The 25,487-nt window shown below is 64.5% G+C and carries 25 protein-coding genes and 1 pseudogene; 5 read left to right on the forward strand and 21 right to left on the reverse strand.

From position 1 onward, the window contains the following. Positions 1 to 219 precede the first annotated feature (219 nt). The 8 genes and pseudogenes from WDC87_RS06565 to WDC87_RS06600 form a co-directional block, all read right to left on the reverse strand. On the reverse strand, positions 220 to 1,044 hold the full coding sequence (locus WDC87_RS06565) for a hypothetical protein (RefSeq protein ID WP_003098941.1): 825 nt from the start codon (positions 1,042 to 1,044) through the stop codon (positions 220 to 222). A gap of 288 nt (positions 1,045 to 1,332) precedes the next feature. Next, complete coding sequence (locus WDC87_RS06570; RefSeq protein WP_003098943.1) at positions 1,333 to 1,611, reverse strand: hypothetical protein; 279 nt, start codon at positions 1,609 to 1,611, stop codon at positions 1,333 to 1,335. Between the two features lie 96 nt (positions 1,612 to 1,707). Then, positions 1,708 to 2,445 carry a hypothetical protein gene (locus WDC87_RS06575; protein WP_003098947.1) on the reverse strand — a complete coding sequence of 246 codons (738 nt, stop codon included), beginning with the start codon at positions 2,443 to 2,445 and terminating at the stop codon, positions 1,708 to 1,710. A 213-nt stretch (positions 2,446 to 2,658) separates the two neighbouring features. After that, entirely contained in the window at positions 2,659 to 3,051 is a 393-nt protein-coding gene (locus WDC87_RS06580) for a hypothetical protein (protein ID WP_003098949.1), read from the reverse strand. Positions 3,052 to 3,072: 21 nt separating this feature from the next. Beyond that, positions 3,073 to 3,324 carry a hypothetical protein gene (locus WDC87_RS06585; protein ID WP_005408894.1) on the reverse strand — a complete coding sequence of 84 codons (252 nt, stop codon included), beginning with the start codon at positions 3,322 to 3,324 and terminating at the stop codon, positions 3,073 to 3,075. A 298-nt stretch (positions 3,325 to 3,622) separates the two neighbouring features. Continuing rightward, positions 3,623 to 3,805: pseudogene (locus WDC87_RS22020) on the reverse strand (hypothetical protein); the annotation flags it as partial. Between the two features lie 465 nt (positions 3,806 to 4,270). Beyond that, on the reverse strand, positions 4,271 to 4,771 hold the full coding sequence (gene lspA, locus WDC87_RS06595; protein ID WP_252745538.1) for a signal peptidase II: 501 nt from the start codon (positions 4,769 to 4,771) through the stop codon (positions 4,271 to 4,273). A 3-nt stretch (positions 4,772 to 4,774) separates the two neighbouring features. Further along, positions 4,775 to 7,687, reverse strand: a complete 2,913-nt coding sequence (locus tag WDC87_RS06600; protein WP_252745539.1) for a heavy metal translocating P-type ATPase — start codon at positions 7,685 to 7,687, stop codon at positions 4,775 to 4,777. 91 nt (positions 7,688 to 7,778) lie between these two features. On the opposite strand from WDC87_RS06600, the gene cadR reads away from it, so the two are divergent. Further along, positions 7,779 to 8,177 carry a Cd(II)/Pb(II)-responsive transcriptional regulator gene (gene cadR / locus WDC87_RS06605; protein ID WP_003098965.1) on the forward strand — a complete coding sequence of 133 codons (399 nt, stop codon included), beginning with the start codon at positions 7,779 to 7,781 and terminating at the stop codon, positions 8,175 to 8,177. Between the two features lie 454 nt (positions 8,178 to 8,631). Here the strand turns inward: cadR and WDC87_RS06610 are convergent, their stop codons facing one another. Beyond that, positions 8,632 to 8,835, reverse strand: a complete 204-nt coding sequence (locus WDC87_RS06610) for a hypothetical protein (protein ID WP_023657334.1) — start codon at positions 8,833 to 8,835, stop codon at positions 8,632 to 8,634. 417 nt (positions 8,836 to 9,252) lie between these two features. On the opposite strand from WDC87_RS06610, the gene WDC87_RS06615 reads away from it, so the two are divergent. After that, entirely contained in the window at positions 9,253 to 9,888 is a 636-nt protein-coding gene (locus WDC87_RS06615) for a cation transporter (protein WP_003098972.1), read from the forward strand. Positions 9,889 to 10,611: 723 nt separating this feature from the next. Here WDC87_RS06615 and WDC87_RS06620 read toward each other — a convergent pair. The 11 genes from WDC87_RS06620 to WDC87_RS06670 all read right to left on the reverse strand — a co-directional run bounded on the left by WDC87_RS06620 (position 10,612) and on the right by WDC87_RS06670 (position 20,922). Continuing rightward, a complete protein-coding gene (locus WDC87_RS06620; RefSeq protein ID WP_003098974.1) occupies positions 10,612 to 12,642 on the reverse strand; it encodes a DNA topoisomerase III in 2,031 nt (676 codons plus the stop codon). 283 nt (positions 12,643 to 12,925) lie between these two features. After that, entirely contained in the window at positions 12,926 to 13,366 is a 441-nt protein-coding gene (locus tag WDC87_RS06625) for a single-stranded DNA-binding protein (RefSeq protein ID WP_003098976.1), read from the reverse strand. A 73-nt stretch (positions 13,367 to 13,439) separates the two neighbouring features. Beyond that, entirely contained in the window at positions 13,440 to 13,967 is a 528-nt protein-coding gene (locus tag WDC87_RS06630) for a DUF3158 family protein (RefSeq protein WP_003098978.1), read from the reverse strand. Further along, positions 13,964 to 14,755 carry a PFL_4669 family integrating conjugative element protein gene (locus tag WDC87_RS06635; protein ID WP_003098981.1) on the reverse strand — a complete coding sequence of 264 codons (792 nt, stop codon included), beginning with the start codon at positions 14,753 to 14,755 and terminating at the stop codon, positions 13,964 to 13,966. The genes WDC87_RS06630 and WDC87_RS06635 overlap by 4 nt, the downstream gene beginning before the upstream one ends. A gap of 429 nt (positions 14,756 to 15,184) precedes the next feature. Then, positions 15,185 to 16,423 (reverse strand): STY4528 family pathogenicity island replication protein, encoded by a 1,239-nt coding sequence (locus tag WDC87_RS06640; protein WP_005408896.1) that lies wholly within the window; start codon positions 16,421 to 16,423, stop codon positions 15,185 to 15,187. 3 nt (positions 16,424 to 16,426) lie between these two features. Further along, entirely contained in the window at positions 16,427 to 16,987 is a 561-nt protein-coding gene (locus tag WDC87_RS06645; protein WP_003090097.1) for a DUF2857 domain-containing protein, read from the reverse strand. Positions 16,988 to 17,001: 14 nt separating this feature from the next. Further along, positions 17,002 to 18,681, reverse strand: a complete 1,680-nt coding sequence (locus tag WDC87_RS06650; protein WP_003098985.1) for a ParB family protein — start codon at positions 18,679 to 18,681, stop codon at positions 17,002 to 17,004. After that, positions 18,674 to 18,943 (reverse strand): hypothetical protein, encoded by a 270-nt coding sequence (locus WDC87_RS06655; RefSeq protein ID WP_003050422.1) that lies wholly within the window; start codon positions 18,941 to 18,943, stop codon positions 18,674 to 18,676. The genes WDC87_RS06650 and WDC87_RS06655 overlap by 8 nt, the downstream gene beginning before the upstream one ends. Then, entirely contained in the window at positions 18,927 to 19,802 is an 876-nt protein-coding gene (locus WDC87_RS06660) for a ParA family protein (protein WP_003098988.1), read from the reverse strand. Before WDC87_RS06660 ends, WDC87_RS06655 begins: the two co-directional genes overlap by 17 nt. A 42-nt stretch (positions 19,803 to 19,844) precedes the next feature. Further along, positions 19,845 to 20,057, reverse strand: coding sequence for an AlpA family transcriptional regulator (locus WDC87_RS06665; RefSeq protein WP_003090093.1), 213 nt, complete (start codon positions 20,055 to 20,057; stop codon positions 19,845 to 19,847). 118 nt (positions 20,058 to 20,175) lie between these two features. Further along, on the reverse strand, positions 20,176 to 20,922 hold the full coding sequence (locus WDC87_RS06670) for a hypothetical protein (protein WP_003098991.1): 747 nt from the start codon (positions 20,920 to 20,922) through the stop codon (positions 20,176 to 20,178). A 450-nt stretch (positions 20,923 to 21,372) separates the two neighbouring features. On the opposite strand from WDC87_RS06670, the gene WDC87_RS06675 reads away from it, so the two are divergent. Continuing rightward, a complete protein-coding gene (locus tag WDC87_RS06675) occupies positions 21,373 to 21,873 on the forward strand; it encodes a DUF305 domain-containing protein (protein WP_003098996.1) in 501 nt (166 codons plus the stop codon). Between the two features lie 447 nt (positions 21,874 to 22,320). Here WDC87_RS06675 and WDC87_RS06680 read toward each other — a convergent pair whose 3' ends face one another. Beyond that, entirely contained in the window at positions 22,321 to 22,692 is a 372-nt protein-coding gene (locus WDC87_RS06680) for a hypothetical protein (RefSeq protein ID WP_072166733.1), read from the reverse strand. 190 nt (positions 22,693 to 22,882) lie between these two features. On the opposite strand from WDC87_RS06680, the gene WDC87_RS06685 reads away from it, so the two are divergent. Further along, a complete protein-coding gene (locus tag WDC87_RS06685) occupies positions 22,883 to 24,346 on the forward strand; it encodes an efflux transporter outer membrane subunit (RefSeq protein ID WP_252745541.1) in 1,464 nt (487 codons plus the stop codon). Further along, on the forward strand, positions 24,343 to 25,482 hold the full coding sequence (locus tag WDC87_RS06690) for an ABC transporter permease (protein ID WP_088497728.1): 1,140 nt from the start codon (positions 24,343 to 24,345) through the stop codon (positions 25,480 to 25,482). The genes WDC87_RS06685 and WDC87_RS06690 overlap by 4 nt, the downstream gene beginning before the upstream one ends. Positions 25,483 to 25,487 lie beyond the last annotated feature (5 nt).

The raw sequence follows: 25,487 nt of genomic DNA on the forward strand, positions 1-25,487 counted from the left end.
CTGAGACGACCCCTGATTGGCGATGGCTTCGGTCAGCACGGGGCGCAGGTCAGCGCCTTTGAATCGCAGTGACATGGATGAAATCTCCTGTGTGGAAGAATGAGAAAGGCCTCCATCCGATGGGATGAAGGGCCTGTAGTGCACGCGGCCGGAACGGCTGGAACGCCGTGGCGGATGCCTCGGGTCAGCCGCAGGACCGCCCGGTTTCGCTGCGGGGCGTCATGCCGGGACGGCCTGGCGCTTGCGGGCCGCTTTCGCGTCGAGGATGCTCACGTCGATCTGGCGCCAGCGCCCGTCGTCGATGAGCCTCTCCAGCACTTCGCCGAGCATGTCGAAATACACCTCGTCGTGCCGATCGACCAGTTCGACCGATTCACCGTTCTGACGGTGCAGTTCCACCACGTAGGTGTCTCCGCCGCGGTCGTAGAGGATCGTCACCCGGCCCTCGAACTTCGCGGTCGAGACCGTGAAGCTGATCGCCGGCGGGGTCTCGATGATCTTGGAGGGCGTGGGATCGACCCAGGTGAAGTCGCGGGCACCGGCATCCACCAGCATGTGGGTGATGCGCCGGAAGCGATCGGGGGCCGGCATCTCCTCCAACTGCTCGATGAGCTGGCCCAACTCCATGCACTGCGGCGTGGGAATGGGCAGCTTGGCCGGCGCCGAGCCGAGGATGTGCCTCGTGATGGTGTACGGCGTGCCGTCCGAAGTCTCCTCGGTGATGACCTCCGGCGTGTCCGCGCGCAGTCCGTCGAAGCGACGACGGGCATAGGGTTGGACATGCACCTTGGCGCCTTCGGCAGGAACCGTGGTCACCAGGCTGGGATCGAGCACCGCGAACTCGGAAGGCTTGAGCTTGACGACGATGGCATCGTCGGTCGCGGCGACCACCTTGCCGTCGAAGGGTTGGGGGTCGATGGCGAAGCCCAGCGTTGAGGACAGCGGCTGATCATCGAACACGCGGTACTTGAACGACCGCACGTTGCGGGGCACATGGCCTGCGACCAGCGAAGGCATCATGGATTTGATGAGGGAACGATCCATGGGGAAACTCCTTGAGGAAAAACAAGGGATTCCCCGCCCGCAAGGGAGAGGTCCCTTGTGGGTGGCGTGGATGGACGCGGTAGGTCCGTAGGAAGAAACGACCAGCACGGTTTCCCGCGCTTGCAGCCTCGAAGGTCTCGACTGCCTGGGCATGTGCCGGCAACGCCGACGAACATGGGGCAAGCATGGCCCTGGGGCGGTCTGCCTGCCCGCAGGAAACGGCACCGCACCACAACCGTTTTCCTGTGCTGCGGGCAAGAAAAAGCCCCTCGAAAGGGGCTGGAGGAATCAGGCTTGGTACACGAAGTAGTGCTCGCGCTGACGCGGAAAGAACACGTGTTTCCACGTGTCGCCGCTTGTGTTGCCACCGTCGAAGACGACCATTTCGTAGTCGTCAATGTCGGTGTCCACCAGATCGGCGCTGTCGATATGGCGCATGTGCAGCGTACCGCTCATGCGCTCGAACACCAGGATCTGGCCGATGGCGTCGTCCTGGCTCATGGCGTTGACGCAGGCTCCAAGCTGATTCTCGAAGTCGGGCGTGGGCAAGATGAGATCGGGGAACATGAGATTGCTCCTATGGAATTGAACCAGCCCGGCTCCTGGTGGGAGGCGGGCTGGCATATGGGGGATAAAGGGGAAGGCTTGCGCGTCGCGTGTCTGCTAGGTCTCGGCCAGTGGCAAGCCCAGTAGCGCGGGTGCGTCGGCATCGAGGATGAGGATGCGCACATCTGCCTGGCCGGCCAGTTCAAGGATGTTCGCCAGGTCGTCAGGCATGCCCTTGTCGCGGTGCTCCTGTCGAAGCTGCTCAGCACTGATGCCCTCGGCATATTCCAGGTTCTTGTCTGTCCAGGGCGTGGAGATCAGCTTGACGCCAATCGCCGGGCTGTACGGAACCCGAAAGGCGATGAACAGAAAAGCCTCCGGCGTGGCGAGGTCTGCCAGGTTGGCGAGGTACTGGCCGGTTTCCTGGCAGATGTGCGCGCTGCTGACTTCCCAGCACCGGCTGTAATAGCCGGTCTCGAAACTCAACCGCTGCACCACGTCTCGCGCGGCTTCGGCCGAATAGGTATCACCGACATGGACCGGGCGGCCGTCGAGGTCGTCGCCATGGATGGCATAGACCACGGCGCCCACCACGCCTTCGCCGTTGATGCCTTCAACAGCATCACATTCAGCAATCAGCTCGTCGCTGATGGCGTCAGTGCCGCTTTTGATCAACGCGAAGTCGCTGGTGACGATGCAAGGCGATGAGATCAGGTCGTTGTCGGAAAGATGCGCTTGGCTCGTGTGGATGGATCGCCAGACATGCGGGCTTCCGTCCCCGTAGCAGATGCACAGCGTTCGGACGACTCTCAGATTCCAGTAGCCGCGTACAAAGGGATTGGGATTCTGGGTCATGGAATTTCTCCAGATTGAATAATGGAGCCAATTCCCGCCACCGGGAATTGAACCCCGGTGGGTTGAAAGTGGAAAAAGCGTCAGGCGGCACTGATCGAGGGCTTTGGGCCAATCGGCGCAGGCTGACGGAAGAAAAATCGAGGGACATGGCCGCGTGGACGCATGTCCCTCATGGGCAGTGAACAAAAAGACGGTGGTATGCCGCAGACCGGCTCACCAACCGCTGTAGTTCACCAACAGATCGGCGATGACCTTGCGGCGTTGCAGATCGAGACCATCGAAGTCCGACAGTCCTTGGAAGTGGCAGCGCTTGAGCATGGCACCGCCCTCGCGCGCGTTGTAGAAGCTGAACATGGCGGACAGGAACATGCGTTCCCCGCTGCTCAGGACGCCGAGTGCGTCGTTGGCACGCAGCATGTCGGGACGCAGATCCCACTTGCTCTTTGCCTGGTTCAGGCCTTCGCGCGTGCCGTCGCCAAACCATTGCGGGCCTGCGATCTCGACGCCGCGCTTCCAGACCTCGAAGAAGGCTTGGGGCGCGGCGGCGAAATGCTGCTCTTCCCGCATGATCTGATCGACGACTTCCTGGGGCAAAAGCTGGTTCATGACGTGGTTCCTCCAGTTGGATCAGGGTGTGGCGAGCTGGGACCCGCCGCCTCTTTCGAGGGCACGTTGAGCCGCGGCATAGCTGCGGAAGTACTGGCAGGATTCCCGCGAAACGGGACCTTCTGTATCGCGCGTGCCGATGTAGTGGCCGGCGGCGCTATGCAGGATTTCGAGCGGCAGGAACTTGCCGCAATGGATCAAGGCCAACTGGCCGAAAGAGGCTTGCTGGGACGTGGACGGGCTCCTTGGAAAAAGCGGGGCCTCGTCCCTCACGGGATGGCAGCTCCCGCACGCGGTTGAGAAAAAAGCATCGGCGTCACGGGTGACGCGCGTCCGCAGACTCGATGCGATGGCGGACTGGCGGGTAGCGCGGAAAGAATCCGCGGCAGCCTGGAAACTCTGGCTGCTGGCATGGTGCTGACGAATCAGCGACACATGCGGGCAGCTTCATGCGCGAGGCGAGCCGCGTCAGCCGGAAATCGGCATTTGCAACAGCCCCGATTGGCGAACGCGGAAAAAAGAAAGCCCCGCAATAAGTGCGGGGCTGTCAGGAGGATGAGGCGAAACTGGGTCAGCGAGGCCTGTCGCCCAGTACATGCTGCTTCCACAGGGCGAATGCCTCGTCCGGTCCCAGCTCTGCGAGGATGACGATGGGCTGGCCCCGACGGGCACGCAGCGATGCGAAATACGCTGGCCGGTCGGCGATGGCGTTGAGCTTGATGCCCTTTAGGAACAGCAACTGGCGGGGGCGAACTTTGGTGGTAACGCAGGCATGATTGCGCTTGTTTGGGGCAAAAGGGCCAGCGAAGCGGGCGGACACGGCCAGAAAACCGCGACGAACTACTTGTACTTGCCAGGCGAGGCGAACGGGTGACATCAGCATATCGCTATGCGGTAAAGAAGACCGTCCTAAAGCTTGCAGGATCCCGGCATAGCTTCATCATCACCTCTCCGTGACGGCTCATTGGAACGAAAAAGGCCAGCATCGCCGTGATGGACTTTCATAATTGCCAGGTCAACTGGCTTGCGTGCTGTTTATTCACAGCAAGGCATTGCGACGTCGTTGCAGCAATCGCCGCCATCGCAACAGGGCGTTGCAGCAAAAGCGGCGGTGGGCGCTAGCATGAGGGCCAAGCCGCGGCCGCTCATGCTGGGGGCCGTTCTCTTCAGATTGGTGTCCTGCACCGTGTGCATTGCGAATTTCCGGATCGTCCCAATGTCACTGGGACTGCTTTGTGGCGGCCGGGTTCTCCACGCTCATGAACGACTGGGCCACCAGCGCGATCGCCCCGCCCACGATGGCCATGTCAGCGATGTTGAAGGCGGGCCAGTGCCAGCCGTGCAGGTGAAAGTCGATGTAGTCGATAACGTGCCCGCGCGTGGCGCGGTCGAACGCGTTGCCCAATGCGCCGCCCAGAATGAGGCTGTACGAAAGGCCTTCCGTTTTGCGCAGCGGCCGGGAGAGCAGCCATGCGAGCCATGCCGATATTGCGAACGCGATCGCCAGAAAAAACCACCGCTGCCAGCCGCCCGCGCCAGCAAGGAAGCTGAACGCCGCGCCGGGATTGAGAGCGTGAACTAGGTTGAAGAATGACGCCACCTCGTGCGACCAACCCAAGGGAGTTGTCGCGTCAATGTAGCTCTTAGCTGCCTGATCGCCGGCGAATATAACGATCGCGAGTGAGTACCACTGCGTCTTGCGAAGAGATGGTTCATCCATTGTTCATGCCGCCTTGAACTTCAGGAGGCGCAGCCCATTGACGACAACCAAAAGACTTGCCCCCATGTCAGCGAACACAGCCATCCACATGGTGGCATGCCCTGTGAACGTCAACGCAAGGAACACCGCCTTGATGCCAAGGGCCAGAACGATGTTCTGCGTGAGGATCGCCGCAGTGCTACGCGACAGCCGGATGAAGCCGGGGATCTTGCGCAGGTCGTCGTCCATCAGGGCGACGTCGGCTGTTTCGATCGCGGTGTCGGTGCCGGCCGCGCCCATGGCGAAGCCGATGTCGGCACGGGCGAGCGCGGGCGAATCGTTGATGCCGTCGCCCACCATGCCCACCTGGCCCTCGCCGCCGACCAGGCTTTCGATGGTCTTGAGCTTGTCTTCGGGCAGTTGGTCACCACGGGCTTCAGAGATTCCGACCTGGGCAGCGATGGCCGCGGCCGTGTGCTGGTTGTCCCCCGTCAGCATCAGCGTGCGCACACCCAGCGCCTGCAGGTCGGCCACCGCCTCACGGCTGGTTTCCTTCACGGTGTCGGCCACTGCAAAAATGCCGAGCACGGTCGCATCGTCCATCAGCAGGATCGCTGTCTTGCCTTGGCGCTCCAGGGTCTCCAGCCGAGCCTGGAGCGTCGCTTCGCTCAGGCCCAGCTCCTGGGCGAGCCTGTGGTTGCCCATGTGCAACATGCGCCCGGCGACGCGGCCGCGCACGCCGCGGCCAGGCAGCGCCGCGAAGTCGTCGACCTCGTGCAGCGCGATGCCGTCACGGTTCGCCTTGCGGGCGATGGCCTGAGACACAGGATGGTCCGAGCGTGCCGCGAGGCTTGCGGCCCAGGCGGCAACTTCCTGCGCCTCGCCGATCAGCGGCACGAAGTCGGTCTGCTCGGGCTTGCCATGTGTGAGTGTGCCGGTCTTGTCCAGGGCCAACGCCTTGAGCTTGCGCCCGCCCTCCAGGTAGACGCCACCCTTGATCAGGATGCCGCGTCGGGCGGCAGCGGCCAAGCCGCTGACGATGGTGACCGGCGTGGAGATGACCAGAGCGCAGGGGCAGGCGATCACCAGCAGTACCAGGGCCTTGTAGACCCAGTCAAACCATGCGCCGCCGAAGGCGAGCGGCGGCACGACGGCAACCAGCACGGACACCGCGAACACCGCCGGCGTGTAGACGCGGGCGAACTGGTCGACGAAGCGCTGCGTGGGCGCACGGCTGCCCTGCGCGGACTCCACGGCATGGATGATGCGCGCGAGCGTCGAGTCGCTGGCGCCTGCGGTCACCTTGTATTCGAAAGAGCCGGTCTCATTGATGGTTCCGGCGAAGACCTGGTCACCTTCGGCCTTCTCGACGGGCAGGCTCTCGCCGGTGATGGGCGCCTGGTTGATGGCCGATCGACCCGAGGTGATCAGGCCGTCCAGTGCGATGCGCTCGCCAGGACGCACGCGGACCACCGCGCCCTTTGCGACCTCCTTGGCCGGCAGCTCTGTCCATGAGCCATCGGCCTGCCGCACGGTCGCGGTCTCGGGCGCCAAGTCCATCAGCCCCCGAATGGCGTTGCGGGCGCGGTCCAGCGACTTCGCCTCGATCACTTCCGCCAACGCGAACAGGAACATGACCATGGCGGCCTCCGGCCAGTGGCCGATCGCCATGCCGCCGGTGACCGCGATGGCCATCAGGGCGTTCATGTTCAGGTTGAGGTTCTTCAGCGCGATCCAGCCCTTCTTGTAGGTGCTGAGGCCGCCGGTGAAGATCGAAACCAGTGCCAGCACGATCACGGCCCAATGATTGCCGTCGTTGACCCAGTACACGCCTTCGGCGGCCACCGCCGCAACGCCCGAAACCGCCATCGGCCACCAATTGGTCTTGTGCGCGGCCACCGGGGCATCGCGCGGCTCATCAGTCCTCTGGACCTCGGCTTCCATGCCCAGCGATTCGATGGCTTCGACTGCCGGCTTGATCGCGTCGGGTGTGTGCCGAACCGTGAGCGTGCGCTGCATCAGGTTGAAATCCATTCCCTGCACGCCCGGCATGCCTTGCAGCTTGCCGCGGATCAGACTTTCCTCGGTCGGACAGTCCATCTTCGCGATGCGAAGTACCGTGGTGGCTGTCTGCATGTCCTGCCGCGCAGCCTGCATTCCAATGGAAGCAAGCGCCTTCTCGATCGGCGCTGAGGTCGCCAGCGTGTGCTGGACTCCCAGCACACGCTGCATCAGATTGAAGTCGAGCGCGGTCACACCCGGCAGCTTGCCCAGCCGGTCGCGGATCAGCGCTTCTTCCGTCGGGCAATCCATGTTCTCGATCCGGTACGTCACCCGCTCGCCGATCGGCGGCGCGGAAACGGCAGCGGTTGGTTGCTGCTGCAGGGCCGAGGATGGGATCACAGCCGCGGCTTCGATCGGCCCCGTGTGGCCGAAGGTCTGCTCCTTGGCGCGCATGCCGATCGAGGCCAGGACCTGCTCCATCTGCGCGCGTGCCTGAGCGAGGTGTTTCACCGACAGGGTGCGCTCAGCGAGGTCGAAGTCGAGGTCCTGAATTCCCTCGACTGCCCCGAGGTGCGAGCGGATGAGTTTCTCCTCGCTCGGGCAGTCCATGTTCTCGATGCGGTAGGTGGTCGACACGGCGGCGTCTCGGACAGCCTGAGCCTTCATGCCCACCGAATTCAGCGCTTGCTCCAAGGCATCGGCCGAGACTTCGCGGTGCGAAATGGTCAACAAACGCTGCGGAAGATCGAACAGGAGCCGCTCGACACCGGGCATGCCCTCCAGCGTTCGCCGCACCAGTGCTTCCTCATTGCGGCAATCCATGTTGCTCACGTGGAAAACGGTGGTTTCAGTGCTGGCCTGCTCACTGGCGCACGCCGTCTGTTGGCCATTGCCGCCGGAGCAGGCGCATGGGCTGGAAGGTTCTTTGTTCATAGATCGCTCTTCATTGACAAGGTTTTCCCCGGATGCCATCATTAGAAAACCTCTAGTAGATATAGAGTCAAGTTTTTTATAGGAAGCAACCATGATGCGGATCGGTGAACTGGGCAAGAAGGCAGATTGCTTGGTGCAGACCGTGCGCTTTTACGAGTCAGAAGGCTTGCTGCCCGAGCCTGCACGTAGCGAGGGCAACTTCAGGCTCTATGACGAAGTCCATTTGCAGCGCTTGCTGTTCATCCGCCGCTGCCGGGCGAAGGACATGACGCTGGATGAGATCCGTCAACTGCTGAACTTACGGGATCGGCCAGAGTTGGGCTGCGGCGAGGTGAACGCGCTGGTCGACGCTCATATCGCGCAAGTGCGGACCAAGATGAAGGAATTGCGCGCCTTGGAGCGCGAGTTAATGGATCTGCGACGCTCCTGCGATAGCGCCCGAACCTCGCGCGAGTGCGGCATTCTCAACAGCTTGGCCGAGCCCGCCTGAAGCTCGAGCGTGTCATCGGTGCTGGAAGTGATCGGGTCCAGTTCTGAGAGCCACGTGCCGCGCTCCATCATGCGAAAGCGCGCGGTTCTGACGTTTTGAGACGGCGTGCGACCGAGGGCGTGGCCCACAGGAGCCAGCGCGAGCCGGACGACCTGCGCGCCGCAATCTCCGCCACCTTACGGGTTCTCCAGGCCAGACCGAGCATCGCGGCGTGGCTGCGCAGGTGCAGGTGCAGGCCAAGGTAGCAGTGCGCCACGACGCGGCCCGACTCATGGGCACGCCACGCAACTCGCGATCGCTTCGCAAGAAGCCGCAAGGCCCGACTCGCGCAAGAATGCGACGTGGGCAAGATCGTATAGCCAGCAGCGCAAGCGTTTGCCGCTGCTGGCCGGCTCCGGAAGGGATAGACAAGCTGCGGGCCGTAGTCCATTGGAAAGTCCATCTTTCTTGAGTGTCACTCTTTGGCGCCCAGCGTGTGCTTTTGCGACCGGAAAGCGCTGAACAAGTGGCCCCCGGGCATCCAGAAATCGCCGTAGTTGACTTGGGCGTCTTCGTGCTCACGCTTGTGATGCCAGCGATGGGCTTCAGCCACCCCGATCAACAATCCCAACGGCCCGACCCGGTATCCCAGATTGGAGTGCTGGAAGGCCAGATGCACGACCAAGAAGCCGAGCCATGCGCCGACGGCCAACCACAGCTTGGAACGCCGCTACTGGCTCAACGGGGAGTGGAAAGGCCGCCCGCCCTCTAGCAAGGCGGCACAAGCGAGCGCGACGATCACTGTGAGTAGCTCCGTCGGAAAAGACGGCCGGCCGGTCGCGAGCTCGCCGAAGAGCACAACCGCAGTGGCGCCACGGATCAGTGGATAGCAGCCATACCGGATGACAGTCGCAATGAAGGGGGCGCATTGGTGCTCATCTGTTCTGTCCTAAAGCTCTGACTGGATTGGAAAACCTTCTAGCTACGGTAGAGTCAAGGGCGTCCGGGAAGACCCTGTGGCAAGTTCGTTGCATCTGCGCCTTGACTCTCCAGCCGCTACAGGCTTCAGCATCCATCGATTTGGAAGGAACAATGCATGGCTGAAAACCACAGAAATCACGAAAACGACGAGTTGGGCCGCCTAGATGCGAGCGATGCGAAGGACCGAAAGATTCTTCTGACTGTGTTGCTGATCAACCTGACGCAGTCCGCCGCCGGCATTGCCCTTGGCATCTGGGCTGGCTCTACGGCGCTGATGGGCGCCGGGTTGGACAACCTCGCCGATGCGTCGGTCTATGCGGTTAGCCTGTATGCCGTCGGTCGTGCGGCAACGGTCAAGGTGGGCGCGGCCCGCTTGTCGGGTTTCTTGCTAATCGGCCTGGCCGCGCTGCTGCTGTTGGAAGTCCTACGCCGCTTCGCTGGAGGGGAAGAGCCTGTCGGCCCAGCCATGATGGCCATGGCCGCGCTGAACGCGGCTTTGAACCTAGTGTGCCTCAGACTACTGCGCCGCCATCGCGGGGAAGATGTGAACTTCAAGGCGTCAGCGATCTTTACCAGCAACGACTCCATCGTCAATGGTGCGATTGTGCTGTCCGGGGTGCTGGTGATGGGGTTCGGGTCGAACATCCCGGATCTGGTGCTGGGCGTCATCGTGGCCGCAATCGCAGCGAATGGGGGGCGGGAAATCCTGCGCGAAGCATCGGAAACAGCTCGCCGTAAGGCGGGCACATAAGGCATGTTTTCGCCCAGTTCATCCCGAGGTTTACCTCTGCAAAAGAGGTAGTCCAGCCTTTGGGCTACGGCCTCGGCTGCAGCCGAGCGTACCATTGGCGATGGCCGCGCGATAGGCGGGCATGCCGTTCTCGACCTCCGTCTGCCGTACAGCAGCGGTGCGCAAGGTTGAGGGTGCATGTCGTCTCTCCTGTTCGTGTGGCCCAGGCCAATGGCCGGGCCGGGACGTTGATGGGCAGGAGAATGGCGCCGAAGGCCCAACGGCCTTCGGCTCGGGAGAAAAGAGGAACCACCCGTGGGCTGATTGGCAGGCCCGGTCGTCGCTAGAACCATCTGCTCATCAAGCAATCACACCCGGCCCATGTCGTGGCTGGGGCCGGCATCGTCTGGCGCACATCCGCGCACAAAGGGAGCCCGTTTTTGCACCGGCGGGCACCGGCACCGATTACCGCTGACCACGAAGGGTCTCCCGGTGGCTCGTGCAGCCTGGCAAGCCACCGGGAGACCCTTCGCAGAGGGCGGAAGAAACGCAGATCAACAGAACGCGCGTGGTGCGGCTCGCAGAGAAGCTACCTTCAGGTCCCGCGGCCGGGGACGGCTGGGCGGGACGCGCACACGGATCAAGAAGGCGTTGCGCGCTGGGCGTCCCGCAGGGCATGCGGCGGAGTGCGGGACAGGGGCCACGCCGCCGAAGGCGGGCACGGCTCACGGGGAACGGGGGCGGTCAGGAGCCTTTGCGGCCGCTACGGCGCGGGCGCGAGGCGCCGCGCTTGGAGCTGCCGGATTCGACTGGCAGCGTGCCTTTGCAGTCCGGGTAGCGGCTGCACGACCAGAACGGGCCGCTCTTGCCGCTGCGCTGGCGCGTGGGTGCTCCGCACTGCGGGCATGCCGGCCCTTGGGGAACCTTGATGGACAGGGAGGCGCTGCCGTACTGCGCAATCAACTGCGAAATCCACGCGGCCTGCTTGCCGATGAACACGTCCAGGGTGAGCTGTCCGGCCTCGATCATGTCGAGCGCCTGTTCCCAGACGGCGGTGGTGCCAGGGTCGGCAATCGCCGCAGGCACGGCATCGATCAAAGTGAAAGCCGCATCCGAGGCGCGGATGGCGCGCCCCTTCTTCACGAGGTAGCCGCGAGCGATCAGGCCGCCGATGATGTTGGCCCGCGTCGCTTCGGTGCCGATGCCAACCGTATCCTTGAGCTTCTGCTTCAGGCGGGGATCGGACACCAGCTTGGCGACGCCTTTCATGGACTTGACCAACTCGCCTTGCGTGTACGGTTTGGGCGGCAGCGTCTTGAGTGCCTTGAGATCGACGTCGGCCACCTGGCATGCCAGGCCCTCATACAGTTTCGGCAGCGCGGGCAGCACCTGGGCGCGGACCGCAGTATCGCCCTCGCCATCACCGTCTTCGGCCTGCGGCTCGGCGAGCACCTGGCGCCAACCCGGGATGACAACCTGCTTGCCCGTGGCCGCCAGGTTCTGCCCCCCGCACGAAAACTTGGCCACAGTGCGGTCGAACTCGTGGTGAGGGAGGAACTGCGCCAGGTAATGCGACCGGATGAGCCTGTACACGGCCAGTTCCTTCTCGCTCATGGCGGAGAGCTTCGCCGGTTCGAGCGTCGGGATGATGCCGTGGTGCGCCGTGACCTTGCCATCGTTCCAGGCGCGCGAGCGCTGCGAGCGGTCGAGCTGGCCCATGATCGAGCGCAGCGAGGGATCGGTCTTGAGCAGGCTGTCGAGAACGGTGGGCACTTCGGCAAACATGCTCTCGGGCAGGTAGCCGGAGTCCGAGCGGGGGTACGTCGTGGCCTTGTGCGTCTCGTACAGGGCTTGGGCAATCTCCAAGGTTTCCTGCACGTCCAGCCCAAGCTGCTTGGAACACACTTCCTGCAAGGTGCCCAGGTCGAACGGCAGCGGCGGGCCTTCGCGGACACGCTCAGTCTCCACCGACACGACGTGGGCACTGCCCGCAGCGCGGATCTGCTGCATGGTCTGCTGTGCGACCGGCTGCCGCAGGCAGCGGCCTGCGTCGTCGGTGCACGCATCGGGTGGAACCCATTGCGCGGCGAAAGTCGAACCGCCTGCGAACAGGGACACGGCGATGGCCCAGTATGGTACGGACACGAAGCGCGCGATCTCGCGGTCGCGGTCCACAACGAGCTTGAGCGTCGGGGTCTGTACGCGGCCGACCGACAGCACGCCGTCGTAACCCGCCTGTCGCCCTAGCACCGTGAACAGCCGGCTCAGGTTCATGCCCACGAGCCAATCCGCACGGGAGCGCGCCAGCGCCGAGTGGTACATCGAAAGCGTCTCGGCCGAAGGCCGCAGCTGGCCCAGTGCCGCCCGAATGGACGCATCGTTGAGCGCCGACAGCCACAGGCGTTCGATGGGGCCGCGGTAGCCGCAAAGCTCCACGATCTCGCGGGCGATCAATTCGCCCTCGCGGTCGGCATCGGTGGCGATAACCAGGTGAGTCGCCTTCGCCAAGAGCGCCTTGACGACCTTGAATTGCGTGGCGGTCTTCGGTTTGACCTCGACCCGCCAGTGCTGGGGAATGATGGGCAACTGCTCAACGGACCATCGTTTGAGCTGCTCGTCGTAGGCCTCGGGCGGCGCCGCCTCCACGAGATGGCCGATGCACCAGGTGACCGTGACGCCGGAACCGTTGAGGCAGCCTTCACCGCGCTGCGTGGCGCCGAGAATCCGGCCAATGTCTTTGCCCTGGGAGGGTTTCTCGCACAAGAACAGCCGCATATCCGTCCATCCCGATTCCTGTTGTTCATGGAGTTGCTGGGATCGAGGATGCCGAGCGCAGCCCCTGGCAGCAGCAAACAAGCCGCATGCGGCAGCGACCGCTTTCACGCCGATGAAATGGCGAGTGCGGGGAAGGTGCGTGGCCGGAAGTGTGCGGGCCGAGAGCCGCGATTTCCGGGAGCGCGCGTGGAACTCGGTGGACGTTGGTGGAGCTATCCCCTGGGGATAATTCGCAGCGCATGGAGGGCGGCGAAGCACTGCGGCAGCCGCCCTCCATGCCCGATCACTTCCTGCGCTTGGTCTCTTTCGGCGCCGTCGATTCCTGGGTGGCCTGGGGCTTCGGCTCTGCCTCCTGTGGCTTCGGGCTGAGGGCCACAGACTCGATGCGGTACGGCAGGATGCCGACACTGCGCGCGTTGACCTGCCAAGTCTCACGCGGCTGATCTTCGTTGTCCGTCCAGGGGTCGCGCTCCATGCGGCCGACGACCAGCACCCGCATGCCCTTCTGGTAGAGCTGCTGCCAGCGGTCGGCGTCGTGGTGCCAGAGTTCCACCGGCGCCCAGAAGCCGCCGCGGTCCTCGAACTCGCCGCCCTTGGTGGGGACGGGGTTGTCGAAGTACACGTTCAGCCGGAGCAACCGGCGAGGATCGTCGTTGCCATTGGGGAATTCGCGGTACTCGGGAGGCGATCCGATGTTGCCCTCGCCGATGAATTGTGTGCTCATGTTGGAATCTCCGTGGTGGTTGAAATACCCGTGCCTCGTTGGGCTCGGGCGCGTGCTCGGATGGCAGGCGCAATCACCGATCGCGCACTGCGGCAGGAACGGACGCGAGCCGGCGCAGGTAGGTGTTGTCCGCCTGCGCGGCCTTGCTGGCGCATTCCTGTGCTTGCCTGCCCAGGGTGTGCAGCAGGCTGATCTGCATGTTCAGCATGACGCGCTGCAGTTCGATCTCGTGCAGGTCGTGCAGCAGGTTGACCGGCGTGCTGGGGCTCGCCATCAGCTCCTGCCACAACGCCACGCCCATGGCCGATCGATCGTGCTTGCGCCAGCGAAGAAAGGTCGTGCCTGCGCCAGTGGTCTGCTGGGCCAGCTCGACGGGAAGCAGGTGGAAGGGATGCCCGCACGCCTGTGGCAGCACCTGTCGCTGCGCCAGGGCAATCAACTCGTCGCGCATGGCGAAGCACTGGCTGGCCCAGGCCTCGAAGTCCCCTTTACCTTTAAAAGGCTTTAAAAGGCCTTTTAGAGAGGCCGCGTGTTCCAGCCGCATGAAGGCTGGCTGTTCCAGACGACGGAAGTAGCGCGGTTCGCGGTTCGGGTCGCTCATGCCGGTTCGTCCTCGCCGGCGGCTGTGGACTTGGCCTCGGCCGAATCGGCGGCAGCGCCTTCGTCGGTGGGAGATGCGGCTGCGGCAGCGCTATCACCACGCTGTTGCAGACCACGGCGCACGACGGGCGGCGCAAACTTCGAGCGGCGCATGCCTTCCAGCACGTCCTGCGGCAGTTCGCCGAACTTCTCCAATGCTGCCCGAGCTGCGGCGTTCTTGGCCGCGAAGTCGTCGCGGGTGCAGCCCGAGTAGCGGTATTGCTGGGCCAGGCTGAACAGGCTGCGCAGCGCGTGGGCACCTTCGTTGAGCCAGCGCTCCAACGTCGAGCGATCGATCAGCGCGGTGTGGTGGGCGAGGATCAGCTTGCGCGCGATGTCGTCGTAGTCGGCCAGGAGATAGACGGCGGCAAAGCCCAACTGCGCATTGACGAACAGCGGAAGCTTGACGGGCTGCACGTTGAGGTTCTCGCCCAGGGTCAACGCGGCGGGCACGCCGGCCAGGGCCTGGTCCACCTGGTCGCGCAGCGTCTGCAGCGTGGTCCTGGTCTGGTCGAGCTTGTCTTCGATGCGAAGCATCCACCAGTCGCTGTATGGGTCGTCCTGCTCCGAGCCGCGCTTCATCTTGTTCATGACGGCGATGTAGCCGTTCAGGCCGACGATGCCCGGTCGCCCCTCGGCGGCGGCGCGGCCATGCCAGATGCGCGAGGCGTGGTGGGTGTGCAGCGTCAGCGACATCGCGCTGCGCAGGGAGCCGAGGTTGAGTTGCAATGGTTCGTTGCTGGTTGCCATGGTGATCGCTCGCTGGTGGACAGGGAGCCGCCAGCATCCGCATGCAGCGGAAGGCAGTCAGTCAACAAACCGAAATGAGCCGACCCCCGGTTCTGTGCGCGCTGGCGGCGCAGCGCGCAACGGTCCCCTGGGGACCGCTCCGCAGATGGGCACTCACATCGGCGTTCCCGTCCTCGGTTGTTGACGGTATGCGTGCTGCACCGCACGTCGCGCTGCCGTTCGACACGATCCTTCGCCGCGCAGCCGTCCCCAGGGGACCGTTCCGTTGAGCGCCATGGAGGTCTGCTTCATGGTCTTGCATGCGCTCTACTCAGGTTTTGCGCAGCATGTCGCGCCGTCGCCCGGCGCTTCACCGCACAGCCGTCCCCAGGGGACCGTTTCTGCCGACCGCCATGGAGATCTACTTCACGGCTTTGACAAGCCCTGTGCTCAGGATTTGCGCAGCAGATCGCGCAGGCGCTCGATGTGCTGCCGGGCCACCTCGGGCGGCACGACGTTGCGCGGCGGCTCGGTTGGTGGCGCTCGCGCCGCCGATGGTGTTGGCGGTGCCGGGCCGGTCTGCTTGGCCCAGGCATTGAACTCGCCGCGCATGGCGCGCTGGATGATGCCGAACAGATAACCGGCGGGGTTGCGGATGCCATGCTTGCCGCACCGTGCGGCCCATTCGTCCAGCACGGCCTGCCGCAGGGCAGCGTCCACCTGCTGCAACGCCATCTTGGCTCCGGCCTGCTGTTCCGCCTTCAGTTCCGCGAAGCGCTTGGGCCATTGCAGGTCGCCCAGCGCACGCGCCTGCGCGGTAGTACGTACTTCATCAATATGACTACTACGTACTGTACGGTCCTGCTTCGAATTCCGAAGAGCGCCGTCTGGCGCGGGTTTCGGCCCTGCTTCGGATTCCGAAGATGGGCGATCGCCATTCCGAAGAAGGCTCGCGGGCCCTTCTTCGGAATCGTGGACCGCATCCTCCTGTGGATAACTTTCGGAGGCGGTGATGCCCTGGTCGGCCAGGCGCTCGGCGAGCACTTGCAGCCGCGACGGCAAGGTGCGTCCGGACAGCATCGGGTCGTCCGCGATCTCCTGGAGGGTGTTGAGTCCCACCACCTGGACGGCCTTGGCCGAATGCCCCAGCGACTGGCTGACCAGGGCCAGGTAGTCGGCGTCGAGTTGCATCGCCTCGAACGGCGTCAGCGGTTCGTCGTGCAGGACGTAGAGGTTGCCGAGGATGCGACCGGTCTTGGGGTCGCGCCGTCGTCGCACGAGGCTCAGCCAGCGCGTCAGGCGCAGCAGCGTCAGCGCCCGCGCCACGGTCTCATGGGAGGCCTGGCCTGCGCAGGGCATCGACGCCAGCCAGGGGCGCAACTGCTCATAGGTGGGAAATGCCGTGACGCCATCGTCGTTGAGCATCAATCGGAACACCTGCCAGGCGTTGCGCTCCAGCGGTGTCAGGCGGCGGTCGAGGAACAGCCGCCGCGGCACGCTCCCGTGCCGATTGCCACTGAACAGGAAGGCGTCGCCGGACGTAGGAGGCGTGGGCGTTGGAGCAGGCAGGGACGCGGGAGCGCCAGAGCTGGACTTGGGCGCGAGGTCCTTCAGCGCAGCGTCGAACAGGTCGGCGAGTGCGATGGGGCCAGGGCGCTGGGCTCGTGGGGCGGTGTCGTCCACGGCCATGGCCTAGCCCAATCCCTGATCGACCCAGTTCCTGATCGCGGCCCAGACCACCGAGAGCGGCAGCGACATGCCCTCGGCCAGGTCCATGGCCGCATCGAGAATCGAGGTCTCGTCCTCCAGATCGACGTTCCTGCTGCTGGTCACGGCTTTCCATTGCCGCCACAGTTCGGTGTCCTGGGTCTCGTCCAGGACGGGGTGGCGCCCCTTGCGCTTGGGCAGGCCGAGGATCTCCCGCCGCAGGGCGACTTCCTGATGGGTCAGGCCATAGAAGCGGCTGACCATCTCCGTGCTGGCCCCCAGCCGCAGCATGCGATCGACCGTGGCGATTTCCTTCTCCACGTCCTGTGCCTGGTTGAGCAGGCGCTGCAGCACTTCGCGGTTGACCGTGACCGAGCACCACGAGACGCTGGCGTTGGCCAGCACGCTGATCAGCGCGGGGTGCTTGAGCGCATCCAGCTCGGCCTCGCCGAAGCCCATGGCCTTGCAGCGGCGCAGTTGGCCGTTGCGAAGGTCATACAGCGCCTGGGCAATCACGGCCTGGTTGAGCGGATGCGATGTGGACATGCGGCCTCCCTCGCTCACGTCCCGGGCGCCGTGGTGCCGGCTTCCAGGTCCAGCAGACGCCGGGCGAGGCGCAGCAGCCGAAAGAGCTTGACCAACGCCGTGTCGCTCAAGCGCCTTGCGCCGCTGCCATGGCCTTGGCTCTGGCCGTGCAACAGGGTCGGCAGGTCGGCGGCGAGCTGCGCGCCGTCCAGGCCCGCTTCGGCGACGGGCTGACCCGTCAGGGAAGTGAGCAGCGTCAGCACCGCGCGGCCGAGCGGCGACGGGGCTTGGCCGCGGGCGCGGCACGCAAACCCGATGCCATCGGCGCGATCCTCGATGCACTCGTCCAGGCCTGCCTCCCCGGCGATCTCGCGCGCGAACTGCGCGATGTGGATGCGCAGCCGATCGGGCGTGTCCAGGCCGGCGTCGATGTACCAGACGTCGGAGATCGGATAGAGTCCGCCGAGTTGCACCGGGATGGACTGCAGCACGCTCGCCGAGAAGTCGGGCGGCAGCGCATCGCCCAACTGGTCGGCGACCATGCGCTGGATCGATTGGAGCCGTTCTGTCGTCGGTGCTGGCGAGACGATGTGCTCGCGAAGCAGATCGCCCGGTGCGGCCGGCTGGCTTCCCGTGGCCGCTTCGCCAACCGCCGTGTCGTCGTGGCGCAAGGTGGGCTCGGACGCCGGAGGGCTGGCGGGTGGAGGACCGGCCGCCGCTGCAGGCGTGGCGATGGACGATGCTGCGCCCGGCGGAGTCGGCGTGCCGGCGGTGGGCGAAGGCAACGCCGGCTGCGCCGCAGGTGGCGTCGGGTCACTGACCAGCGCCCGGTGGCGGCTTTCCGATTCGGTCAGGTCCAGCGCCAGCACGTCGTAGCCGATGCCCAGCAGCTCGGACATCTGGCCGATCAGCTCGTCTTGCACGCGCTGCGGCGCGAACTCGTCGCCCTGCGTGTCGAACTGCGCCAGCACCTCCTGAAAGAAACTGTCGAAGTCCAGCGGCAGCGAACGGTCCTTGGCGTAGTGCTCCCAGGTGCGTTTGCAGGCCGTGCGCATGACCGACAGCCGCTCGACCTGGTGGCGCCCCAGGCCGCCATAGAGCACAGTGGGAATGGCGGGCAGCAGGTAGCGCACCGCGTCGGCCATGCGGGTGATGTGCGACCGCTGGACGGGGAAGCCATCGGCCGCCAGGCGGCGGGCCAGTTCCGACTGGCTCAGGGCGGCGCCGCTCTCCTGCTCGTAGAACTCCCGTGCTTTCTCGACGCCGAGCGCGCGCTCGATGAACGTGAGGCCGCCGCGCAGTTCGTTCTCGGCAAGATGCCCGGTCAGCGCGACGATTTCACCGCGCTCCGGCCATGGTCGGAACAGGCACGATATGCGGAAGAAGCGTTCTTCCTTGGTCTCCGACCAGAGTTCGCGCAGGATCGCCAGTCGCGTGTTGCCGCCGTTGCGGATGATGTAGTGGTCCTCGCCGGGCCTGCGCGTGATGGCCGGCGCCGCGTCCAGGCCGCGCTCGCGGATGGATGCCTTGATTTCCTCGTAAGCCGGGTTGCGCTTCATGCGCGGGTCATGGTCGTAGGGCCGCAACTGGTCCAGCGTCACGACCATGGGCGTGTCCGCGATCGGGTCGCTCAAGGCCGTAGCCGCTGGGCCGCTGCGCTCGAAGCCGGCCGCGAGCAGCTTGCCTGCCATGTCCTGCGAGGTCATGTCAGCCATGGCCGCACCCCTCGCAGTCCCCACGACCGCCGGCCGGCGCCATGCGGGCCTCTCGCTCGGCGCGGCGGATCTGCGCACGGGCGTTCAATTCGGCCCGGTGGTCACTCGCTGTCGAACTCGTGTAGATCGCCGCGCAGCCGGCCTTGGTGAACTTGAGGTGCCCGCCCGGCGTGCGCTTGACGTGCCAGCCCTCACCGACCGCGAACTCGATCAGGGCGCGCAGCCGCTTGTGGCCGCGGGCCAGCTCATGTGCGTTCGCCATGGGGCCTCCCAGGATCAAGAGGTCGCTGCGGGCGGCCGGATACTTGAGCGAGTCGGTCCTGCCATTGCGGGAACAACTCGCTGGCGAGCGCGCGCATCGTGTCGAGCGCGGCAGGGGCGACTCTGCCGGGCGGCTGGCGGTGCTCGACCCGATGCACCGGCAGGCCGCGCGTTGCGGCACGTGGATACGCTTCTATGGCCGGCACGTCGGTGGCGAGCACGCGGATGCCGGCGCTGTCCTGGAACAGGTCGCGCAAGGCCTGCTGGATCAGCCGTGCGTTGGCGGACACCGGGTGGACGCGGTTGATGAGCAAGTGCAGCGGCGGCGGTTCGATGCCCAGGTGCCGGTACGGCGCAATGTCTTCGAGCAACTGCATGGTGCCGCGCCGCAGCTCGCGTGCCGCGAGGATCTCCGGCGTGACGGGCGACAGCGCGAGATCGGAGGCGAGCACCGCCATCTCCAGCAGCACGGAACGCGCGCCCTGGGTGTCGATCAGCACCAGGTCGTAGAGGGGAGCAAGTGCTGGCAGCAGATGCCGCAACCGCAGGCGGCCATCCGGCGCATGCAGCAACAACGTGTTCAGCTCGCCCCGGTGGTCGTCGGACAGCACCAGGTCCAGGCCCGCGATTATCGTGCGGGACACGAGCTGGCCAAGGTCGCGCTCGTTGAAGGCCAACAGCTCATAGATGCCGCCCGGCGCGCGCTGGGTCAGTTCGTAGTAGGAGGACAAGGTGGGCTGCACGTCGAGATCGAGCAGCAGCACGCGCAGGCCCGCGTCCGCGGCGAGCCCGCCCAGGTTGGCGGCCGTCGTGGTCTTGCCGACGCCGCCCTTCGTTGAAATGATGGACACGACCTGCATGGCGCTCTCCGGCTGGGAATGGGAAGTCCGCGGGAGAGCGGGTCAGGTCCGGTGGTTGAGGCGCTCGGCGATCCACTGGTCGATTTCGATCGAATCCCAGCCGACAGCGCGCACGCCCAGGCGCAGCGCCTGAGGGAACTGGCGCTTCTTCATCAGGTTGTAGATGTGGGCGCGTTTGAAGCCGGACTTCGCTTCGACTTCATCGAGCCGCAGGATGCGGCGCTCGTTCGGCGGGAGTACAGGGGTCTGCGACATGGCGGTCACTCCTGAACGCTCGGTGGCGTTTGTTGGCGTGACCTCTATTCAATAGACCTGGCTGCGGAAAGACATTGCAAATGCAATCTCCGCGATTGCACATACAAGCTGGATAACCTCATGCGCTTGCGCTACGAACGTACCTCTTAGCGTTGGCGAACTTTCCGTTTAAGGTGCGCTCAGTGATGCCCATGGTGCCGCCGTAGTGGGCGACCAATGCAGAGACAAGGGCCTCCTGCGTTTTGAAGCTGGAATAGGGCACGCCTGAAGGCGACTGGCTCAGCATCAGCGTCAACATCCCTCCAATGATGTTGAGATAGGTCGTTTCCGCCCGTTCGCTGATCTCGCATTGCTTGGATGCCAACAGCACCGAGGATTGCTTGAGTAGCGTGTCGTGCTGCTCCTGCAGTTCTCGCATCTCACGTCGGGCTTGTTCAAGCGCGGCCTGAAGGGCCAGCCGCTCCACGAGGATCGCCTGTCCTGTTTCCATGGTGATGAAAGGATGCGCCATGCGTTCGCCACGGCTGAACAGAAATCCTGGCCGGTGCTCGGGATAGTGGGTGCGCATCCAGCGTTTTAGATCGACATGGCGAACAGTCAGATCCAGAGAATTGAGCAGGTTCGGATCATTGAGCGTGATCCCGTTCTTGCCGTAGGGCAGCTCTCCGTTGAGGATGCCGTCATAGATACGTTCCGAGTGCAGCCGGCACTCATTCCATCGAGGGCAGTTCAGCGACCGAGGCAGGACACGCGGTGACGCGATCGTGGCCAGGATCATCGGGAGATACCGCAGCAACCCAGCCCATCGGATGGCCGCCTCGATGGGACGATAGAACACCTTTGATGTTGAAATGTCCTTGTGCATGTCTTCGTCTCCTTTCGGGTGCGCTACATCACCGGCTCCTTTCTTGCCCAAGGGCTGTTGTGTCGTTATGGCCTGCGACGGACGCTTGAGGCGATGCCCTAAGCGAAGGCGGAGGAGGCCATTGGCGTCCGCCGCAGGTGGCCTTGTCTTGCTTGATATGCAAGAATCGATCAGTTGCCGGCCCATCGAGCGATGAGGACGCAAGCTCGATATTGGCGCTCACGGTACCAGCGTCATAGGTGGCGCAAAGCCCATCAAGACCGATTTGGTATGGTCTGATATCCAGACGGTTCAAGACCAGCGAGTTGAAGCGTTCGACGCCCCTACGTCCAGTTGGGGACTGGAAATCAGCGGTTAGTGATGCATCGCTCCACATGCTGATATATCGACAAAGTATCTGCCGCAGTACCAGTGACCCTGCCAGGTTGCCCCAGCACATAGGAGACGGAGATGGCTGAACATTCCCATGAACATCAACATCACACATCCGGTCAGATGGGTAAGCACGGCCGACCATACGCCAAGTTCTGGGTGAACATGGTGTTGGGCCTCGTCGTCATGTACTTCGTAATGTTCAGCATGATCGACGGCGCCAGGGACTTCAGAAACAATCTCAACATGCTCTACATGGCGGTCACTATGTGGGCGCCAATGGGCATCTTCATGCTAGCGACAATGCCCGGCATGTTTCCAAACCGGCGGCTCAATCTCGTGCTGTACGGCTTGTTTGCCGTTCTCACACTCGGTTCTTTTGCCGCTACCCGTGCTCAAACCGGAATCGGCGATCGACAGTTCATCGCGTCTATGGTCCCGCACCATTCGGGAGCGATCCTCATGTGCCGCGAGGCGCAGCTCTCAGATCCGGAACTCGTCAACCTATGCCAAGCGATTTCCGATGGCCAGCGCGCGGAGATCGAGCAGATGAACCGGATTGCTGCACGCCTTCGTTGAGGCTGGCTGCCACTACACTGGCGCCGCGTTGCGCTCCGGCGAAGTTAGCCGCAGCGATGTAAAGATGAGTACTTGCGGTGTTCCGATGCCGGCGGTTGTGTCCTACAGCCGTCCAGGTGCCAGGTAGTCCACGCGACACCACCCCGCGCTGCCTGCGGAGCGAGCGCAAGTCATGATCGTCGCAAGTTGGAGTTCGATAGCGAACCCGCTCAGCAGCTGGACGCATCAGGCGTAACGACGGGTGGATGGATCATCCTTGGACGCTGGTGGAAGTGGTTGGATGAACTTTGTTGCCGAGGGCGAAAAACAAGGCTATAATTGAGTTCTTCGCTGATCACCACAGTGGAGAAAGTGATTGGGAAACAGAGACTTAGCGCTCTAGTGCATGACTCGTTTCCCGCTCCAGATTCAAGAAGAACGCTCCCGAAAGGGAGCGTTTTTCGTTTGTCACACCGGTTGCACCACCACCGCGCCAGCGTGCCTTGCCGGGCAGGGCGCTGCACCAGGTCCGGGCATTCTGCCGGTCGAAACCGGGGGAGCTGTTGTCCTGCGGGATGTAGACGTAGGGAACGTCATCTCGTAGGTGAAGTGGTAGTAGTAGGTGCGGTCCTTCCCATACAACCAGTAGTTCGACGAACCGTCGTTGATCGCATACGGCTCGAAGGTGAGGATCGAGGATTCGGCGGGAATGAAGTTGCTGCGCTCCATCAGTAGCAGCAGGGCGTTCGAGACCAGTGGGGTGGTCAGGACGAGCACGATCACACCGACAGTCGCTGTCGTGATCGAGCCAATCAGCAGCCAACGGCGAGGGTGTTTCATGCTCGTGCAGCATCGAAGCAAGGAATTGCCGCAATGTGCAATACGCCGTGAAAGTCGTCCAGTGTTCCGTGCCGGGAACGCATTGAAAGCGTAGTGAAAGGCTGGGTCGGCGTTGCCTGAACCGCACGCTTGTTGTGACCGTTTTCGGACCAATTCTCCATGTTCGCTCCACAATCGCACGGTAGCCTTCTTGCTCCTTCTACACGTTGGCGGGCTGGTGGTCAGGCGTATCACTTCAGTGGCAGTGCCCAGGACAGGGCGTGAACTCTCCCTGCAGGCAGTGCTGCGCCCCGGCGCGTTGTTGGCAACCCTGGCCTTGGCGGGTTGCATGTCGGTGTCCGTCCCGGACCTGCCTGACCGCACACCCAGCACCTGGACCCAGGTGCCGCAGGGGCAGGGTGTGGCGGTGGACGCCAGGCAGTGGTGGAAGGTGCTGGCCGACCCGGCGCTGGACGGCCTGGTCGAGCAGGCCATCGCCGGCAACCTTGATCTGCAGCAGGCCACGTTGCGCCTGCAGGCAGTGCGGATCGTCGCCGGCGCCTCGGATTCGCGCTTCCTGCCGGAGATCTCGGCCAGCGCCAAGCAGGTACAGGACGCCGCCGCGGTCGACACCTATTTCCATGCAGGCATCGAAGCGATCTGGGACCTGGGCCTGTTCGGTGCCGCCGAGAGTGCCCATCTCAGCGCGCAGGCCTCGGCCGGCAATGCCGAGGCGTTGCGCAATGCCGCGCAGGTGGCGGTGATCGCCGACGTGGTGCGCAGTTATGTCGACCTGACCGTGGCCCAGGCCCAGCAGGACCTGCTGGCCCGACATCAGGCCGTGGACGACCGCGGCGAACAGCTGGCGCTGGTCCGTCAGCGGCTGCGTCTGGATGAGCCGGGCGAGCTGGAACGGCTGCGCGCGCGGCAGGCGGCCACCCGTGCGGCCATCGCGCAGGCGCGGGAAAACGCCGACAACGCCGCCCGTGCGCTGGCATTGCTGCTGGGCCGGGAGCGTCCGGATCCGGCCTGGCACGCCTATCGCACGCCGCCGACGCTGGGTGCGTTCACGCTGCAGCAGGTCCCTGCGGATCTGCTGCGCCACCGCCCGCAGATCCTGCTGGCTGAATCAGAGTTGATGCAGGCAGCGGCCAGCAAGGGTTCGGCGCGCGCAGCGATGTATCCACGGGTCAGCCTTGGCGGCTCCATCCTGTACGCGTACAACCTCACCCAGAACGCCCGTTCCAATTCCGACTCCAGCCCGTCGATCGGCCCGTACATCGATATTCCGCTGTGGGACTGGGGCCAGCGCCGCGCGCGGTTCCATGCCGACGAGAAGCAACTGGACGCCGCCTTGCTCGGCTACCGCAAGGCCGTGCTGGAAGGCGTTAGCGAAGTGGAAGGTGCACTGGGTAGCCTGGCGCGCCAGGACAGCAGCATCCAATCGCTGCGTGCGGCCAATGATGCCGCCAACCAGCAGGTCAAGCGGCAGGCGCGGCAGGTGCAGCTGGGCCTGTCCAGCGAGTTCGACGGGCTGGATACGCAGCGTGCCGCATTGGCCTCGCAGGCCGACCTGATCGGTGCGCAGGGCGCGCGCGTGCTGGCCTTTGCATCGCTGTACCGCGCCCTCGGCGGTGCCCCGCTGCCTGCCGAGGGTGAGGGCGAACCACAATGATCGCACTCGCGCGCAAGACCCTGGCCTATGAGTGGCGCCGGTTCCTGCCGGTGGTGCTGGCGATGTGTTTCGCCGGTGTGCTGTTGATCGTGCAGGCCGCACTGGTGCTGGGCATCTTCGGTACCGCCGCGATCTACGTGAAGGCGTCCTCGGCCGATATCTGGGCTGGTTTCCCCGGCACCCAGAGCGTCAATTACGGCCATGCAATCAGCGCGGATGTGGAAAGCCATCTGCGCATGGACCCGGATGTCACCCGCGTCGAGCCCTACGAGTGGGTCGATGGCGAATGGCGGTCCGGCGCGCAGGGCACCGGCAATGTGTCGGTGTACCTGTCCGGCATCTCCACCCGGGACGACGCGATGATGTTCGCGCGCATCCTCCCTGCGAACCTGCGCGCGCAGCTTCGCGAGCCGGGTGCGGTGATCGTCGACAGCGCCGATCTGGATACGCTGGGCGTGGACCTGCAGAACAACCGTGCCTGGATCAATGGCAAGGCGGTGCGCGTGGTCGCTGCACAACCGGGCCTGCGGGGCCTTGGTGGTGTCAACGTACTGGCCTCGCTGGACACCGCGCGCGCCATCGCCGGCACCGACCCACACGCGGGAAGCACCTATTTCGTGGCGGGCCTGCGCTCGCCGGACCTGGCCGACCGCGTGCGTGACCGCCTGGCCGCGTCGATGGGCCAGGCCGCACCGGTCGAGTTCTGGACCGCGCCGGCGTTCGCCAGCCGTTCGCAGCAGTATTGGCTGTTCGATACCGGCGCAGGTATCGCCGTGTTGTTCATGGCCGTCATCGTCTGCTTCGTCGGTGCGGTGATCACCAACCAGTCGTTCGCCTCGGTGGTGGCCGGCTCGGTACGCGAGTACGCCACGCTCAATGCACTCGGTGCAGGCCGCTATGCGCTGGCACGGGTGGTGTTCGAGCAGGCGTTGCTGATCGGCGGCGTGGGCATGTTGCTGGCGGCGGCCTTCAGCACCGTGGTGCTGTTGCTCGCGCAGACCCAGCGCGTACCGGTGCAGCTGACGCCGATGGTGATCCTGGGCTGCGTGGCGCTGGTCGCGGTGATGGCCATGCTCTCCAGCATCATGGCGGTGCGCAGCGTCCTCCGCTCCGATCCATCGTTGCTGCTGCGTTGAGGACC

Origin of the sequence: Stenotrophomonas maltophilia group sp. Smal12 (assembly GCF_037079935.1) — a bacterium.
GTDB classification, from domain to species: domain Bacteria; phylum Pseudomonadota; class Gammaproteobacteria; order Xanthomonadales; family Xanthomonadaceae; genus Stenotrophomonas; species Stenotrophomonas sepilia.